The sequence below is a fragment of the Microbacterium galbum genome, assembly GCF_032464915.1.
GTDB classification, from domain to species: domain Bacteria; phylum Actinomycetota; class Actinomycetes; order Actinomycetales; family Microbacteriaceae; genus Microbacterium; species Microbacterium galbum.
In genome coordinates this window covers 270,240-286,487 of record NZ_JAWDIS010000001.1, presented here as the reverse complement: position 1 = coordinate 286,487, position 16,248 = coordinate 270,240, and the positions used below count along the sequence as shown (strand labels likewise).

Genomic DNA, 16,248 nt, shown 5'->3' with positions numbered 1-16,248 from the left:
TATGCCGTTCGGGCCGTCGCCGCCACTCGCTTGCGCGGGGGCGTCCACCGGACCGTCGCGCCGGATGACGGTGCCTATCATGGCCTGATGCCCGCCACCCGCCGATCGCGCCCGAGCCGGTGGAACGCCCTTCCCTCACTCGTGCGCAACGCCCCGCCGCGGGTGCTGCTCGTGATCGGTGCGGTGGTGGTGGCGCTCGGCGTGCTGATCGTCTCGCGTCCGCTGACCTCTCTCGTGCTGCTGGGCATCTACGTCGGTGCGAGCGCGGTGGTCATGGGGATCGTCGAGCTCGTCGGACGACCGGCGAACTGGTGGGCGCGATCGGTGTCGGCCGCCTGGATCGTCGCGGGCCTCGCCGTCCTCGTCTGGCTCGGCCGCAGTCTCGAACTGCTGCCGCCGGTGCTCGCCGTGCTGCTGGTGATCGGTGGACTGGCCTCGATCGGCCGGGCCGTGAGTCGTGGCGGCGCGAGCGCGCGCATCCTCTCGCTGTCGTGGGGCGTCGCGCAGATCGCCTTCGGGGTGCTGTCCTTCACCTGGCCCGACGTGACGGTGCTCGTGCTCGCCGTCGTCTTCGGTGTGCGCACGATCGTGTTCGGCCTGGGAGTCCTCGCGCGCGGGGTGGCCGGCATCCGTCGTCCTCGCGTGCGGAAGACGCCGTTCGACGCGCAGCGTGCGCTGCGACGCCGGCGCATCCGCGCCGGATGGGCCGCCGCGGGTCGGTACGCCCTGTCGCTCGTGCTCGTCGCGACGGCCGCGGGCGGGTGGTGGCTGAACGACTGGCTCGACGCCGGAGCCCCGGTGGTGGATGCGTTCTACGACCCGCCCGCGCAGGTGCCGAGCGGCCACGGCCGGCTCATCCGCTCCGACGCCTACCTCGGCCGCCTCCCCGAGAACGGCGCGGTCACGCGGATGCTCTACACGACCCGGGATGCCGCGAACCGGCCCGCCGTGGCCAGCGCCCTGGTCATCGTGCCCACGGATCTGCCGCCGGGCCCGCGTCCCGTCATCGTCTGGAACCACGGAACGACGGGCGTGGCCCAGGGGTGCGCACCGAGCCTGCGCGACGCGTCGGCGACGAAGTGGTCGATCCCCGCTCTCGAACAGGCGCTCAAGGCCGGGTGGGTCGTCGTCGCCTCCGACTTCTCGGGCCAGGGCGCTCCCGGCGCCTATCCCTACCTGATCGGCGCGGGGGAGGCCCGGTCGTCCCTCGACGCCGTGCTAGCCGCGAGCGAGCTGCGCACCGACCTCACGCTCTCGCCCGACACGGTGGTGTGGGGGCACTCGCAGGGCGGCCATGCGGCGCTGTGGACCACCGCGATCGCGAAGGACTACGCCCCGGGCATCGACGTGCTGGGCACCGCCGTGGTGGCCCCCGTCGCCGATCCGCCCGCGCTGGCGCGCGAGCTGCTGTCGGGCCCTCCGAACGCCATGCTGTCGGTGATCACGTCGTGGGTGCTCGTGCCGTACTCCGAGACCTATGCCGACGTGCACCTCGACGACTACATCGCCGAGGGCTCCCGGTCGATCGTGCTCGAGATGACCCAGCGGTGCCCCAGCGAGCCGGGTGTGGTCGTGTCGGTGCTCACGGCCCTCGGGGTGAGCGAGGACCGCCCGCTCTACAACGCCGACCTCACCGACGGCGCACTCGGACGCCGCCTCGCCGAGAACGCGATGACCGCGCCGCTCGGCACCCCGATGCTGGTCGCGTGGGGCGCCGATGACGAGGTCATCCCGCCGCAGCTGCAGCGCGACTACGTGCAGGAGCTGTGCGCCGAGGGCCAGCCGGTGCGGTGGGCTACCTACGCCGGCTACGACCATCTGCGACCGATCCTGCCGAAATCGCGCTTCCTCCCCGTGCTCTACAGCTGGACGAAGAACCTCATCGAGGGCCGCGACCAGGTCGTCGACGGGTGCGGCCTGCGCTGAACCGCTCCGGTGCACCCGGGCGGTTCCGCCCGTGCGGCGAACGGGTGAAGATCGTGTGTCGTGGCGGATGCCGTCTTGGCAGTGATGACGGTTCTGATTACGGTCGGAGGGTGCCCGAGAACACTCCTGAGCTGCGCCCGACCCACCCCCTGGCCCTCGCGCCCGTCGTCGCCCCGGCGGCATCCGTCGACGGCTTCGCGAAACAGTTCCTGCAGAACCTGAACTTCGACCAGGGCGTGACGCTGTCGAACTCCGACGTCAACGACCAGTACCTCGCGCTCGCGTACACGGTGCGCGACTACCTCATGGCGCGGTGGTTCGACGACCGCGCGCAGCAGAAGGCGCAGCAGAACAAGACCGTCTGCTACCTCTCGGCCGAGTACCTGCTCGGTCGCCAGCTCGACAACAATCTGCTCGCCGCGCGCCTGACCGACATCGCCACCGAGGCGCTCGCGCAGTGCGGCATCGACATCGACGATCTCCGCGCGGTCGAGATCGAGCCGGGGCTCGGCAACGGCGGCCTCGGCCGCCTGGCCGCGTGCTTCGTCGACTCGCTGGCGACCATGAGCGTCCCGGCCATCGGCTACGGCATCCGCTACGAGTACGGCATCTTCCGCCAGGCCTTCGTTGACGGCCAGCAGGTGGAGCAGCCCGACGCCTGGCTGCGCATGGGCTCGCCGTGGGACTTCGCCCACCCCGAGGCCGCGCAGACGATCTCGTTCGCCGGCACCACCGAGACCTACGACGACGAGGGCGTCGAGCGCACGCGCTGGGTGCCGGAGTGGAACGTGCTCGCGGTGCCGTACAACATGATGGTTCCCGGCTACCACAACGGCCGGGTCAACACCCTGCGCCTGTGGCGCGCGGTCGCGACGAACGCCTTCGACCTGCACACCTTCAACTCCGGCGACTACGTGCAGTCGGTCCGCGCACAGACCTTCGCCGAGAACATCTCCAAGGTGCTCTACCCCGAGGACTCCACGCCCCAGGGCAAGGAGCTGCGCCTGCAGCAGCAGTACTTCTTCGTCGCGGCTTCCATCGCGGACTTCATCGAGAACGTCCTCCCCGACGACTTCGACCTCGAGAAGCTCCCTGAGCGCGTGATCTTCCAGCTCAACGACACGCACCCCGTCATCGGCGTCCCCGAGCTCATGCGCGTGCTCGTCGACGAGAAGAAGATCGAGTGGGATGCCGCGTGGGCGATCACGCAGAAGTGCTTCGCGTACACGTGCCACACGCTGCTGCCCGAGGCGCTCGAGGTGTGGTCGGTCGATCTGCTCGGTCGTCTGCTGCCGCGCCACCTCGAGATCATCTACAAGATCAACGACGCCTTCCTGCTCGAGGTTCGCGAGCGCTTCGGCGACGACGAACTGCTCATCCGCAACATGTCGATCATCGGCGAGCACCCGTTCCGTTCGGTGCGCATGGCCTATCTCGCCACGGTCGCGGGATCCAAGGTCAACGGCGTCGCCGAACTGCACTCGCAGCTGCTGCGCGACAACGTGCTGAAGGACTTCGCCACGATGTGGCCCGACAAGTTCACCAACGTCACCAACGGCGTCACGCCCCGCCGCTTCCTGCGCCTGGCCAACCCCGAGCTGTCGGCGCTGATCACCGAGGCGCTCGGCGCGGGATGGACCGTTGATCTCGAACGCCTCCGGGGACTCGAGGCGCTCGCCGACGACGCCGACTTCCGCGAGCGGTTCGCCGCGGTGAAGGCGTCGAACAAGCGCCGGCTCAGCCGCGTGCTCGACGCCCGCGGGGAGCCGGCGCTGTCGGACGACCACCTCATCGACGTCATGATCAAGCGCCTGCACGAGTACAAGCGGCAGACGCTCAAGGTCCTGCACATCGTCAGCACGTACGAGGGCATCGTCTCCGGGCGCCTCGATGTGGATGCCGTGCAACCGCGCACGTTCCTCTTCGGCGCGAAGGCCGCCCCCGGCTACGGCATGGCCAAGCGCATCATCCACCTGATCAACGCGGTCGGCGACGTCGTCAGCGCCGACGAGCGCGTCCAGGGCAAGCTCAAGGTGCTCTACCCGGCGAACTACAACGTGACGCTGGCGGAGAGCATCATCCCCGCCGCCGACCTGTCGGAGCAGATCTCGCTCGCCGGCAAGGAGGCCTCGGGCACGGGCAACATGAAGCTGGCCCTGAACGGTGCGCTGACCATCGGCACCGACGACGGCGCGAACGTCGAGATCCGGCAGCTGGTCGGCGACGACAACTTCTTCCTCTTCGGCATGAGCGAGCCCGAGGTCGAGGCGCTCTGGGCCGACGGCTATCGTCCCGCGGACTTCTACCAGCGCGACGAGCGGCTGCGCAGCGCCATCGACCTGATCGCCTCGGGTGCGTTCTCCGACGGCGACCGCACGGTCTTCGAGCCCCTCGTGTCGAACCTCCTCTACGAAGACCGCTTCATGGCGCTCGCCGACTTCTCGTCGTACCTCGACGCGCAGGAGCGCGTCGACGCCGCGTACGCCGACCAGGACGGATGGGTGCGCTCGGCGATCCTCAACGTCGCGCGCAGCGGGTACTTCTCCTCCGACCGGGCGATGCGCGACTACCTCGACCGCATCTGGCACGCCACCCCGATCGGCTGAGCCGTTCCGGATGCCGCGGCCCCGCCGTCACGGCATCCGGAACGCTCTGGCAGGAAGACGACGGCGGCTGGCCGTCGCGACACGGCGGAGCGGGGCGTCGCGCGCGATGCTGGGGGGACCCGATCCTGGAGGCTCCGTGCGACCCGCCGATTTCCCCGTGCCCGACACCGCCGCCGCGCGTGCGGCCCTGACGCTCGCGCGGGAGTACCAGTCGGCGGCGATCACCGCCCACGGCCTGAGGTCGTGGCTGTGGGCGGAGGGCTTCGCGCGCGCCGGCGGATTCGACGGCATCGACCACGAGCTGCTGTACGTGTCGGCTGTGCTGCACGACATCGGCACGATGGCCGAGTTCGACAACCACACGCTGTCGTACGAGGACGCCGGGGGACACGTCGCGATCGCCGTCACCGCGGGAGCGGGCTGGGCGCGGGAGCGTCGTCGGCGCGCGCTCGAGGTCATCGTGCGGCACAACTGGACGAGCGTCGACCGGACGATGGATGCCGAGGGCCATCTGCTCGAGATCGCCACGGGCCTCGACATCTCGGGCGCACGCGCCGACGTGCTGCCGGAGGGATTCCTCCGCGAGGTCCTGGCGGCGCATCCCCGCGGCGAACTGGCCGCCGAGTTCGGCGCCTGCGTCCGCGACCAGGCCGCGCGCAAGCCCGACACCGCCGCTCGGCGGCTCGTCGATGGGGGAGTGGTCGCGAAGCTCGCGGCCAACCCGCTCGAGCGTCTCTGAAACGACTGTGCATCGGCCTCCGTCATCGGTCCCGAGTCGCGAGGCGGATGGCATCCCGGGTATCGTAGGAGGGTTGTCGGCGCCGGTCGCGTCGACGAGAGCTGAATAACGGAGGGCCTTGTGGACATCGATCTCGCACTTCTGAAGACGATCGAACGCGAGAAGGAGATCCCCTTCGACGAACTCGCGCGCATCATCGAGCAGGCGATCCTCACCGCCTACGCCAAGCACATCTCGCCCTCCGGCGAGATCCCGGCCGGTGCGCGGGCCTCGCTCGACCGCAAGACCGGTCACGTGGGCATCTTCACCCCGGTCATCGACGACGAGGGCGCCGTCATCGGCGAAGAGGAGCAGGCGCCCGACGACTTCGGCCGCATCGCCGCCTTCGCCGCGAAGCAGGTCATCAGCCAGCGTCTGCGCGACATCGCCGACGACGCCGTGCTGGGGGAGTTCCGCGGCAAGGAGGGCGACATCGTCGCCGGCGTCGTGCAGCAGGGCCCGAACCCCCGCATGGTGCACGTCGATCTCGGCACGGTCGAGGCGATCCTCCCGCCCGAGGAGCAGGTCCCGGGCGAGACCTACCCGCACGGCTCGCGTCTGCGCGTGTACGTGACCAGTGTCGCCAAGGGAAATAAGGGCCCGCAGATCACCGTCTCGCGCACGCACCCGGGTCTGGTGCGCAAGCTCTTCGCCCTCGAGGTGCCCGAGATCGCCGCGGGCCTGGTCGAGATCGTCTCGCTCGCTCGCGAAGCCGGGCACCGGTCCAAGATCGCCGTCAAGGCGAACGATCCGACGGTGAACGCCAAGGGCGCCTGCATCGGCGAGCTCGGACGCCGCGTGCGCGCGGTGACCGAGGAGCTCGCCGGCGAGAAGATCGACATCATCGACTACGACGCCGAGCTGCCGCGCTTCGTCGCGAACGCGCTGTCGCCGGCGAAGGTCACCTCGTCGTTCGTGCTCGACGCCTCGACCAAGGCCGTCCGCGCCCTCGTCCCCGACTACCAGCTCTCGCTCGCGATCGGCAAGGAGGGCCAGAACGCCCGCCTCGCCGCGAAGCTCACCGGCGCCAAGATCGACATCCAGCCGGACAGCATCCTCGAAGACAACTGAGGGTCAGATCGTCCGGGCGACCGCGAGGTGTAAGATGGAACCCGTACGGACGTGCGTCGGATGCCGCGCACGCGCCCCCCGATCATCGCTTCTGCGTGTGGTCACCGACGGATCGGTCCTCGTCGCAGACGAGCGAGCGGTTCTGCCGGGCCGGGGAGCGTGGGTGCACGAGACGGACGCGTGCGTGAGCAAAGCCCTCACGCGTCGCGCCTTCGTACGAGCATTGCGTGTGTCAGGCCCGCTTGACACGCAGACCTTCGAATCAACCCTCCAGCGAAAAGGCTGAACGGCTATGGACACGAAGTGAACGGCTCGAAATGAGACCCGTCCGCAACTAGCGGTCTGCCCTGTCCGGGGTAGGCCCTCAGACAGGAGAATTGTGGCAAAACCACGCGTGCACGAGATCGCTTCCGAGCTCGGCGTCGACAGCAAGGTCGCGCTTGCGAAGCTGAAGGAGCTCGGCGAGTTCGTCAAGAGCCCCTCATCCACCATCGAGCCCCCCGTGGCTCGTAAGCTCCGCGCCGCCCTCGCGGCCGAGGGCTCGTCCGGTTCGTCGAGCGCCACGTCGGCCGCCCCCGCGGCGCGCCCCGGCGCCGGCGCCCGCCCGGGCCCCGCTCGTCCGGCGGCCACGCCCGGTGCCCGTCCCTCGGGCCCCACCCCCGGACCGGCCAAGCCCGCCGCTCCGGCGGCTCCCGCTGCCGCCCCGGCTCCCGCGGCATCCGCCCCGGCCGCTCCGGCTCCCGCAGCGTCGACGCCCGCCCCCTCCGCCCCGGCCAAGCCCGGTGCGAAGCCCGCGGCTCCGTCGTCGGCCCCCACCCCCGGTGCCGGTGCGCCCAAGCCCGGTCCCAGCTCGCCCCCGCGTCCCGGTGGTGCGCGTCCGGGCAACAACCCGTTCGCCTCCTCGCAGGGCATGGGCCAGCGTCCCGCCGGTCCCCGCCCGGGCAACAACCCGTTCGCGTCGGCGCAGGGCATGGGCCAGCGCCCGACCCCGGGTAACATCCCGCGTCCGCAGGCTCCGCGCCCCGGCGCCCCGCGTCCCGGTGCCCCGCGCCCCGGCGGTGCCGGTCGTCCCGGTGGTGCCGGTCGTCCCGGCGCTCCGTTCCAGCAGCGTCCCGGCGGTCCCGGTCGTCCCGGCGGCGCCGGTGGCGGCTTCCAGCGCCCCGGTGGCGGTGCTCCCGGTGGCGGTTTCGCCGGTCGTCCCGGTGGCGGCGGTGGCCGTGGCCGTGGTCCCGGCGGTGGTACCGCGGGTGCCTTCGGTAAGGGCGGCGGCAAGTCCAAGCAGCGTAAGTCGCGTCGGGCGAAGCGGCAGGAATTCGAGATGCGGTCGGCGCCGGTCGTCGGCGGCGTCAACGTCTCGAAGGGCAACGGCGAGATCATCCGCCTGCGCCGCGGTGCCTCCATCGCGGACTTCGCGGACAAGCTCGAGGCCCTGCGCGGCTACACCGTGCAGCCCGGCACGCTCGTGACCATCCTGTTCAACCTGGGTGAGATGGCCACTGCGACCGAGTCGCTCGACGAGGCGACCTTCGAGGTCCTCGGCGCCGAGCTCGGCTACAAGATCCAGATGGTCTCGCCCGAGGACGAGGACAAGGAGCTCCTCGAGGGCTTCGGTCTCGACCTCGACGCCGAGCTCGAGGCCGAGAGCGAGGACGATCTCGAGATCCGTCCTCCCGTGGTCACCGTCATGGGCCACGTCGACCACGGTAAGACGCGACTGCTCGACGCCATCCGCCAGACGAACGTGGTCGCGGGCGAGGCCGGCGGCATCACGCAGCACATCGGTGCGTACCAGATCTGGACCGAGCACGAGGGCATCGAGCGCGCGATCACCTTCATCGACACCCCGGGTCACGAGGCGTTCACCGCCATGCGTGCCCGCGGTGCGCAGGTGACCGACATCGCGATCCTCGTGGTCGCGGCCGACGACGGCATCATGCCCCAGACGGTCGAGGCGCTGAACCACGCCCAGGCGGCGAACGTGCCGATCGTGGTCGCGGTCAACAAGGTCGACAAGCCCGACGCCAACCCGGCCAAGGTGCGCCAGCAGCTCACCGAGTACGGTTTGGTCGCCGAGGAGTACGGCGGAGACGTCATGTTCGTCGACGTCTCGGCCCGACAGAACCTCAACATCCAGGCCCTCCTGGATGCGGTCCTGCTCACCGCCGACGCCGGTCTCGATCTCACGGCCAACCCGAACAAGGCGGCCCGCGGTGTCGCGATCGAAGCGAAGCTCGACAAGGGTCGCGGTTCGGTCGCCACGGTGCTCATCCAGTCCGGAACGCTGCGCGTCGGTGACGCGATCGTCGCCGGCACGGCCTACGGCCGCGTCCGCGCGATGATGGACGAGAACGGCGAAGCGGTCGAAGAGGCCTACCCGTCGCGTCCCGTGCAGGTGCAGGGTCTCAACTCGGTTCCCCGCGCCGGCGACGTCTTCATCGTCACCGAGGAAGACCGCACCGCGCGTCAGATCGCCGAGAAGCGCGAGGCCGCCGAGCGCAACGCCCAGCTGGCCAAGGCCCGCAAGCGCATCTCGCTCGAGGACTTCACCCGCGCTCTCGAAGAGGGCAAGGTCGAGTCGCTCAACCTCATCATCAAGGGTGACGTGTCGGGTGCCGTCGAGGCGCTCGAGGAATCGCTGCTCAAGATCGAGGTCGACGACAGCGTCCAGCTGCGCATCATCCACCGCGGTGTGGGTGCGATCACCGAGTCGGACATCAACCTGGCCACGATCGACAACGCGATCGTGATCGGCTTCAACGTGCGTCCCGACACGAAGGCCCGCGAGCGTGCCGCCCGCGAGGGTGTCGACGTGCGGTTCTACTCGGTCATCTACAACGCGATCGACGACGTCGAGCAGTCGCTCAAGGGCCTGCTCAAGCCGGAGTTCGAAGAGGTGCAGTCGGGTGTCGCCGAGATCCGCGAGGTGTTCCGCTCCTCGAAGTTCGGCAACATCGCCGGTGTCATCGTGCGGTCGGGAACGATCACGCGCAACGCCAAGGCCCGCGTCATCCGCGACGGTGTCGTGCTGGCCGACGGCCTGGCCATCGAGTCGCTGCGCCGCTTCAAGGACGACGTCACCGAGGTCCGCACGGACTTCGAGTGCGGTATCGGCCTGGGCAAGTTCAACGACATCCAGATCGGTGACGAAATCGAAACCACGGAAATGGTCGAGAAGCCGCGAGGCTGATCGTCGTGCGGGGGTCGCGCCATGTGGCGCGGCTCCCGCTTCGGCCTGCGGGGGTGTGCATCTCCCCGAGCAGAGCGGGGCCCTTACCCCGATGCTCGGGGAGATGCACACCCCCTCCGGCCTACGCTGGTGCGGCTGCCCGTGACGGGACTCCCGCCCGGCGATGAGCCACGGGGGCACTCGTACTCGCGGCGGTATGTGAAAGAAGGAGAAGGCAGTGGCAGGGGAACGACAGGCTCGAGTGGCGGACCGCATCCGCGTGGTGCTCGCCGAACGCCTCGAGAAGGGGCTGCGCGACCCGCGGCTCGGATTCGTCACCATCACCGACGTGCGGGTCACGGGTGACCTCCAGCGCGCCTCGGTGTTCTACACCGTCATGGGCGACGAGGCGCACCGCGCCGACACCGCCGCGGCGCTGAAGTCCGCGACCGGCATGCTGCGCAGCGAGGTCGGCAAGCACCTCAACACGCGGCTCACCCCGTCGTTGGAGTTCATCCTCGACGGCATCCCCGAGAACGCCGACCACATCTCGGCGCTGCTGCGCGAGGCGCGCGAGCGCGACGAGTCGGTGGCGGGTCTCGCCGCGTCGGCCGCCTATGCCGGCGAGGCCGACCCGTACGTCAAGCCGCGCGACCTCGACGACGACGATCTCGACGAGGACGACGACCCCGACGAGGGCGACCTCGATGAGGACGGAGAAGCTGCGCGGATCTGATGCCGCGTGTGAAGAGGCCGGATGCCACCCCGAGCGGGTCGCATCCGGCCTCTTCGTCATTCCGGGTGGGCCGCGAGCCCCCGATCAGGATGTCGGGTGGCCCGGCAGGCGCAGGTGTTCGTCGATCGCTTCGGCCAGGCCGTCGGCGATGAGCGAATCGATCGCGCGGTCGCGCTGTGCGTCGTCCGGCCACGTCGGAAGCACGGCGAACAGCGGCACCGACGCCGGCGCGGCCTCGCGAAGGGTCTTGAGCACGGCACCGCGCGCCTGTCGGTCGCTGCCCTCGTAGGTCGCCTGTCTGCGGCGGCGGTCCTCGGACTCGGGGTATCCCGCCGCCCGCCACGCGCACCGCGCGGCCAGGGGGCACGCGTCGCACCGCGGTGATCGCGCCGTGCACACGATCGCACCGAGCTCCATGGCGGCGGCGTTCACGATCGCGGCCTCCGCGATGTCGTCGGGGAGTTCGGCATCCATCCGCTCCAGGTCGCGACGGTGCGGCGGGCCGGGTTGCGCGCGTCCCTCGACCGCGCGGGCGAGCACGCGACGCGTGTTCGTGTCGACGACCGGATGCCGGTCCCCGTACGCGAAGACCGCGACCGCGCGCGCGGTGTAGTCGCCGATGCCGGTGAGGGCGAGCAGAGCCTCGACGTCGCGGGGGACGACCCCGTCGTGACGGTCGCGGATCTCCACCGCGGCGCGGTGCAGCCACAGCGCGCGGCGCGGGTAGCCGAGGTTCGCCCACTGGGTCACCGCGTCGCCCGGGGGAGAGGCGGCGAGATCGGCCGGGGTGGGCCAGCGGGTCAGCCAGGCCTCGAGGTGCGGGATGACGCGCGCCACGGGGGTCTGCTGGAGCATGAACTCGCTCACGAGGGTTCCCCAGGCGCCGAAGCCCGCGCGTCGCCACGGCAGGTCGCGCGCCGCGTCGCGGTACCAGTCGATGAGCGGCGCGGCGAGTCCTGGCATCCCTCCAGCCTACGGTCGCGGGAACGCCGCGGTGCCCCGGTGCGGACCTCGGTCGCGGGCGGGACAGGGACGCGGCGCGGACGGCGATCTCGCGGGGCGGGCCGCGACGAGGAGGGCGGGTGTCGGTGGGCGAAAGTAGGCTGGAGGCATGGCCTCGACCGAGAACACCGTCCCCGAACTGCAGCGGAGCCTCCGCGACCTGATGCGGCAGAACAGCCGCGCGGGTCGAGTGGTGGTGGCGGTCGACGCACTCGACGCCGACGCGGCCGGATCGTTCGCCGACGCCTTCGCCGCGGCCGTCGGTGAGGACGGCACCGCGGTGGTCCGCGCGTCGCTCGCCGACCACGCCGACGACGTCCGCGAGAGTGTCGTCGCGCCCTTCCGCGCCGGTGAGCCGGTCGGCGACTCCGCGGGGGCACCGGCCGACGCGGTGCTCGTCGTCTCCGGGCGCTTCCTGCACGCTCCCGAGGTGCGCGGGCTGTGGAACTTCTCGATCTGGCTCGAGAGCAACCCGCCGATCGGCGCCCCGCGACCGGAGCTGCCCGATGCCGAGAAGCACTACCTGCGCACGGTCCGGCCGAAGGCGGCGGCCTCGGTCATCGTCGAGAACTCCGACCCCGCCCACCCCGTCCAGGTCTTCGGAGATTTCTGCTGATGGTGCGCCCCGGCATCCTCCTGGTCGACAAGCCGGGAGGCATCACCAGTCATGACGTCGTGTCGCGCGCGCGACGCGCGCTGGGCACGCGCAAGATCGGTCACGCCGGCACGCTCGATCCGATGGCGACGGGGCTGCTCGTGCTCGGCGTCGAGGGCGCGACCCGTCTGCTCACCTACATCGTGGGCGCCGACAAGACCTACGAGGCGACGATCCTCCTCGGGGTGTCGACCGACAGCGACGACGCCGACGGGGTCGAGACCGAACGGGCGGATGCCGACGCGGTCGCGGCCGTGACGGATTCCGCGATCCACGAGGGCATCGCCGCTCTCACCGGCGAGATCGACCAGGTGCCGAGCACCGTGTCGGCGATCAAGGTCGACGGGCGCCGCGCGTACGACCTCGCGCGCGCGGGGGAGCAGGTGGAGCTGAAGTCGCGCCGGGTCATTGTCTCGCGCTTCGACGTACACGCCGCGCGCCGCGGGCAGGGGTCCATCGAGCTCGACGTGGTCGTGGACTGCACGAGCGGCACGTACATCCGCGCCCTCGCGCGCGACCTCGGCCGGGCCCTCGGCGTGGGCGGCCACCTGACCGCCCTGCGTCGCACGCGCATCGGGGCGTTCGACGTCGCCGGCGCGGCGTCGGTCGACGACCTCGCCGAAGACGCCCTGATTGAGCCCGCCACCGCCGCCGCGGTCGTCATGGGAGCGATCGCGGTCGGCCCCGATGAGGCGCGCGACCTGCGCCACGGCAAGCGCATCGACGGCGGGGGGCGGCTGACCGGCGCCGTCGCCGCCGCGATCGATCCCGACGGGCGCCTCATCGGCGTGGTCGAGAAGCGCGGTACGCAGCTGAAGAGCGTCATGAACATGCCCGAGGAGAGCGTCCGATGATCCTGTGGTTCACGCTCGTGCAGGTGGGGATCGCGGTGCTCGCGGGCGTCGTCGCCGTCGGTGCCGGTCTGATCGGCCGGCGGCCGGGAGACGTCACGGTCGGATCGCTCGCCCTCATCGAGCTGCTGCTGATCGTGCAGATCGTCGTGGCGATCATCGCGCCGTTCGCGGGCAACCCGCCCTCGGGGAGTCTGCTGGAGTTCTGGACCTACCTCGTGTCGGCGGCGCTCGTGCCGATCGCGGGCGTCGCGTGGGCGCTGCTCGAACGCAGCCGGTGGAGCACCGTGGTCATGGGTGTCGCCGCCCTCGCGGTCGCCGTGATGGTGTGGCGCATGCACGTCATCTGGACGGTGCAGCTGGCCTGAGGGGTCAGGGGATGCCGCGGCTCGAGGCGGCGCGGTGGTCCCGGTCCCTTCGACAGGCTCAGGGACCTGAGCGGGCAGGGACTCACGCACCTGGGCGGGAGGGGGCTGAGCCTGTCGAAGCCACCGGCCGGATCCGGCGCCCACGGTCGCCGCCGCGCCGCTCGGTCGCGGCCGGGGCGAACTAGAATCGAGGGGTCATGGCATCCACCACTCCTACCCGTTCCCGGGGGATGACCGGCATCGGCCGTGTCCTCGTCGTCGTCTACGGCATCATGGCGCTCGCCGCCACGGGTCGCTCCTTCGTGCAGATCGTGCGCGAGTTCGACGATGCCCCGCTGGCGTATTCGCTGTCCGCCCTCGCCGCGGTCGTCTACATCCTCGCGACCCTCGCGTTGGTCTTCTCCGCGCGCCCCGCCTGGTACCGCGTCGCCTGGATCGCGATCGGCTTCGAGTTGGTCGGCGTGCTGGTGGTCGGCACGCTGAGCCTGGTGCTGCCGGCGCTGTTCCAGCACCCGACCGTGTGGTCGGTGTATGGATACGGCTACCTCTTCATCCCGCTCGTGCTGCCCTTCCTCGGACTGTGGTGGCTCGTGCGGCACCGCCGGACCACGTCGTGATCGTCTTCCGCGACCCCGCTGAGGTCCCCGCCGGCTTCGGTCCGACCGTGGTGGCGATCGGCAAGTTCGACGGCGTGCACACCGGCCACCGCGCGGTGATCGACCGCGCGCGGGTCGACGCGTCCGACGGTGCGCGCGTGGTCGCCGTGACCTTCGACCGCAATCCCCTGAGCGTGCTGCGTCCGGAGAAGTGCCCCGCCGACGTCATCGGCCCGCACCAGAAGCTCGACCTGCTGGAGCGGGCCGGAGTGGATGCCACGCTGCTGCTGACCTTCGACGACGCCCTGGCGGCGATCCCGGCGGAGGACTTCGTGCGCGGCATCCTCGTCGACGCCCTCGACGCCCGCACCGTGCTGGTCGGGCGAGACTTCCGCTTCGGCGCCGGGGGAGTGGGAGATCCCGCGCTTCTCGAGCGCATGGGAGCGGAGCACGGTTTCCGCGTCGACGTCGTCGACGACGTCCGCGCCGTGCACGCCGACCGGCGCGTGTCGTCCACGTGGATCCGCGAGGCGCTGTCGGCGGGCGACATCTCGACGGCCGCGCGCCTGCTCGGTCGTGCTCCCTCGGTGTGGGGCGAGGTCGTGCACGGACTCAAGCGCGGGCGCGAGCTGGGGTATCCCACCGCGAACCTGTCGCCCGACCTCGAGGGCTTCGTGCCCGTCGACGGCGTCTACGCCGGGTGGCTGGTCGACGTCGACGGGGCGCGGCGCACGAGCTATCCCGCCGCGATCAGCGTCGGCACCAATCCGACCTTCGACGACGTGAACGCGCGGCAGGTCGAGGCGTACGTCATCGACGAGACCGGGCTCGACCTCTACGGCCATCACGTCGAGGTGCGCTTCGTCGAACGCGTGCGCGGGATGACGGCGTTCGACGGCATCGACGCGCTCATCGTCCAGATGGCCGACGACGTCGAGCGCTCGCGCGCGATCCTGCGCTGAGCCGCAGGGGCGCAAGGCACACGCGTCGCCACGTGGGGCAGGCGTCGCCACGCGGCACTGACGTCGCCACGCGTCGCGGGCCATCGCGGGGCGGTGATCGCGGCGCCGAGGCGACCCGCGTCCGCGCCGCGGCGCCCGGACCGCCGCGGAGGTCAGTCCTGCCGCGACAGGCGATTGCGGATGCCGAGGAACGACGCCGCCGCCCCGAGCGCCATCAAGGCGGCGGTGAAGATCGCGGCCCGGTGGAATCCGTCGAGATCCAGCGATCCGCCGACCACGGCGGAGACGGCGGCGATCGCGAGAAGCCCGGCGACGCGCGAGACGGCGTTGTTGACCGCGGAGGCGATGCCGGAGCGCTCGGAGTTGATCGCGCCGAGCACCGCGGCGGTCAGAGGGGAGACCGTGGCGGTCAGGCCCAGGCCGAACACGATGACGCCGGGGAGCACCTGCGTCCAGTAGTCGAAGTCGTCGCCGACGAGCAACAGGAGCAGCGCGCCGGCGGCCATCACGAGGGGGCCGACCGTCATGAAGAGTCGCGGCCCGAGACGCCCCGACAACGCCCCCATGCGAGAGCTCAGGACGATCATGAGGACGGTGCTCGGCAGCGATGCGAGCCCCGCGAGGGTCGCCGGCAGCCCGGCCCCCTGCTGCAGGTACACGCTGAGCACGAAGCCGTTGAGCGACAGCGCCGCATAGACGAACACGGTGGCGAGATTGCCCGCCCAGAAGTTGCGCGCCCGGAAGAGGTCCAACGGCATCATCGGTTCGCGCGCCGTCTTCTGACGCACGAGGAAACCCGAGAAGGCCAGGATGCCGATGATCCCCGGGAGCCAGATAACGGGGGAGGCCCACCCGAGGTTGGGCTGCTCGATGAGGGCGAACACGATGCCGCCGAGGCCTGCCGCGCACAGCACGGCGCCGAGGATGTCGACGCGAGCGCCGGGGCGGCGGTGGTCGCGATGGCCGAGCCGGGTCAGAAGCCACATCGTGACTCCGATGGGGAGGACGTTGACGAGGAAGACGAGCCGCCACGACAGGGTGTCGACGAAGACCCCGCCGATCAGGGGGCCCGCGAGCATGGCGACGGTGGTCGCGCCGGTCCAGATGCCGATTGCGCGCGCCTGCGCGGCACCGCGGAAGGTCGAGGTGATGAGGGCGAGCGAGCTGGGCACGAGGAGGGCGCCGGCCACGCCCTGGAGCGCGCGGGCCACGATGAGGAACTCCGCGGTGGGGGCGGCGGCGATCGCGAGGGAGGTGACGCCGAAGCCGATGAGGCCGATGCGCAGGACGACGACCCGCCCCAGGACGTCGCTGAGCGAACCGGCGACCAGGATGAACGCCCCCAGCGTGACGAGGTAGGCGTCGACGACCCACTGCTGCGTGCTCAGCCCGCCGCCCAGGTCGGCGGCGATGGCCGGGAGGGCGACGTTCACCACCGTGCCGTCGAGGAACGACACGAACGAGGCGAGGACCGCGACCGCGAGCACCGTGCGCTGCTCGCGCGTCATCGTCTCGGCCATTCCCCCAGCGT

Annotated in this window: 14 protein-coding genes; 12 read left to right on the top strand and 2 right to left on the bottom strand. The window is 71.0% G+C overall.

Annotated elements, in window-relative coordinates; genetic code table 11:
- The first annotated feature begins 87 nt into the window (after positions 1-87).
- The 7 genes from RWH45_RS01415 to rbfA all read left to right on the top strand — a co-directional run bounded on the left by RWH45_RS01415 (position 88) and on the right by rbfA (position 10,283).
- Positions 88-1,926: an alpha/beta fold hydrolase gene (locus RWH45_RS01415; RefSeq protein ID WP_315993145.1), complete on the top strand. Its 1,839-nt coding sequence runs from the start codon at positions 88-90 to the stop codon at positions 1,924-1,926.
- A gap of 110 nt (positions 1,927-2,036) precedes the next feature.
- A complete protein-coding gene (locus tag RWH45_RS01410; protein WP_315993144.1) occupies positions 2,037-4,532 on the top strand; it encodes a glycogen/starch/alpha-glucan phosphorylase in 2,496 nt (831 codons plus the stop codon).
- A 106-nt stretch (positions 4,533-4,638) separates the two neighbouring features.
- Positions 4,639-5,271 carry an HD domain-containing protein gene (locus RWH45_RS01405; RefSeq protein ID WP_437127316.1) on the top strand — a complete coding sequence of 211 codons (633 nt, stop codon included), beginning with the start codon at positions 4,639-4,641 and terminating at the stop codon, positions 5,269-5,271.
- A 120-nt stretch (positions 5,272-5,391) separates the two neighbouring features.
- Positions 5,392-6,381: a transcription termination factor NusA gene (gene nusA / locus RWH45_RS01400; protein ID WP_315993142.1), complete on the top strand. Its 990-nt coding sequence runs from the start codon at positions 5,392-5,394 to the stop codon at positions 6,379-6,381.
- Positions 6,382-6,415: 34 nt separating this feature from the next.
- Entirely contained in the window at positions 6,416-6,667 is a 252-nt protein-coding gene (locus RWH45_RS01395) for a YlxR family protein (protein ID WP_315993141.1), read from the top strand.
- 93 nt (positions 6,668-6,760) lie between these two features.
- Positions 6,761-9,568, top strand: a complete 2,808-nt coding sequence (gene infB / locus RWH45_RS01390) for a translation initiation factor IF-2 (protein ID WP_315993140.1) — start codon at positions 6,761-6,763, stop codon at positions 9,566-9,568.
- Positions 9,569-9,785: 217 nt separating this feature from the next.
- The gene (rbfA, locus tag RWH45_RS01385; RefSeq protein ID WP_315993139.1) at positions 9,786-10,283 is read left to right on the top strand and encodes a 30S ribosome-binding factor RbfA; all 498 of its coding nucleotides are present in this window, start codon (positions 9,786-9,788) and stop codon (positions 10,281-10,283) included.
- A gap of 84 nt (positions 10,284-10,367) precedes the next feature.
- On the opposite strand, the gene RWH45_RS01380 is transcribed toward rbfA, so the two are convergent.
- Positions 10,368-11,246, bottom strand: coding sequence for an HhH-GPD family protein (locus tag RWH45_RS01380; RefSeq protein ID WP_315993138.1), 879 nt, complete (start codon positions 11,244-11,246; stop codon positions 10,368-10,370).
- Positions 11,247-11,394: 148 nt separating this feature from the next.
- Between RWH45_RS01380 and RWH45_RS01375 the strand changes: the two genes are divergently transcribed.
- The 5 genes from RWH45_RS01375 to RWH45_RS01355 all read left to right on the top strand — a co-directional run bounded on the left by RWH45_RS01375 (position 11,395) and on the right by RWH45_RS01355 (position 14,717).
- Entirely contained in the window at positions 11,395-11,901 is a 507-nt protein-coding gene (locus RWH45_RS01375) for a nucleoside/nucleotide kinase family protein (protein ID WP_315993137.1), read from the top strand.
- Positions 11,901-12,794 carry a tRNA pseudouridine(55) synthase TruB gene (gene truB / locus RWH45_RS01370; protein WP_315993136.1) on the top strand — a complete coding sequence of 298 codons (894 nt, stop codon included), beginning with the start codon at positions 11,901-11,903 and terminating at the stop codon, positions 12,792-12,794. The genes RWH45_RS01375 and truB overlap by 1 nt, the downstream gene beginning before the upstream one ends.
- On the top strand, positions 12,791-13,159 hold the full coding sequence (locus RWH45_RS01365) for a hypothetical protein (RefSeq protein WP_315993135.1): 369 nt from the start codon (positions 12,791-12,793) through the stop codon (positions 13,157-13,159). Before truB ends, RWH45_RS01365 begins: the two co-directional genes overlap by 4 nt.
- Positions 13,160-13,356: 197 nt before the next feature.
- On the top strand, positions 13,357-13,776 hold the full coding sequence (locus tag RWH45_RS01360) for a hypothetical protein (protein WP_315993134.1): 420 nt from the start codon (positions 13,357-13,359) through the stop codon (positions 13,774-13,776).
- Positions 13,773-14,717: a bifunctional riboflavin kinase/FAD synthetase gene (locus RWH45_RS01355; RefSeq protein ID WP_315993133.1), complete on the top strand. Its 945-nt coding sequence runs from the start codon at positions 13,773-13,775 to the stop codon at positions 14,715-14,717. Before RWH45_RS01360 ends, RWH45_RS01355 begins: the two co-directional genes overlap by 4 nt.
- A gap of 152 nt (positions 14,718-14,869) precedes the next feature.
- Here RWH45_RS01355 and RWH45_RS01350 read toward each other — a convergent pair whose 3' ends face one another.
- Positions 14,870-16,237, bottom strand: coding sequence for an MFS transporter (locus RWH45_RS01350; RefSeq protein WP_315993132.1), 1,368 nt, complete (start codon positions 16,235-16,237; stop codon positions 14,870-14,872).
- Positions 16,238-16,248 lie beyond the last annotated feature (11 nt).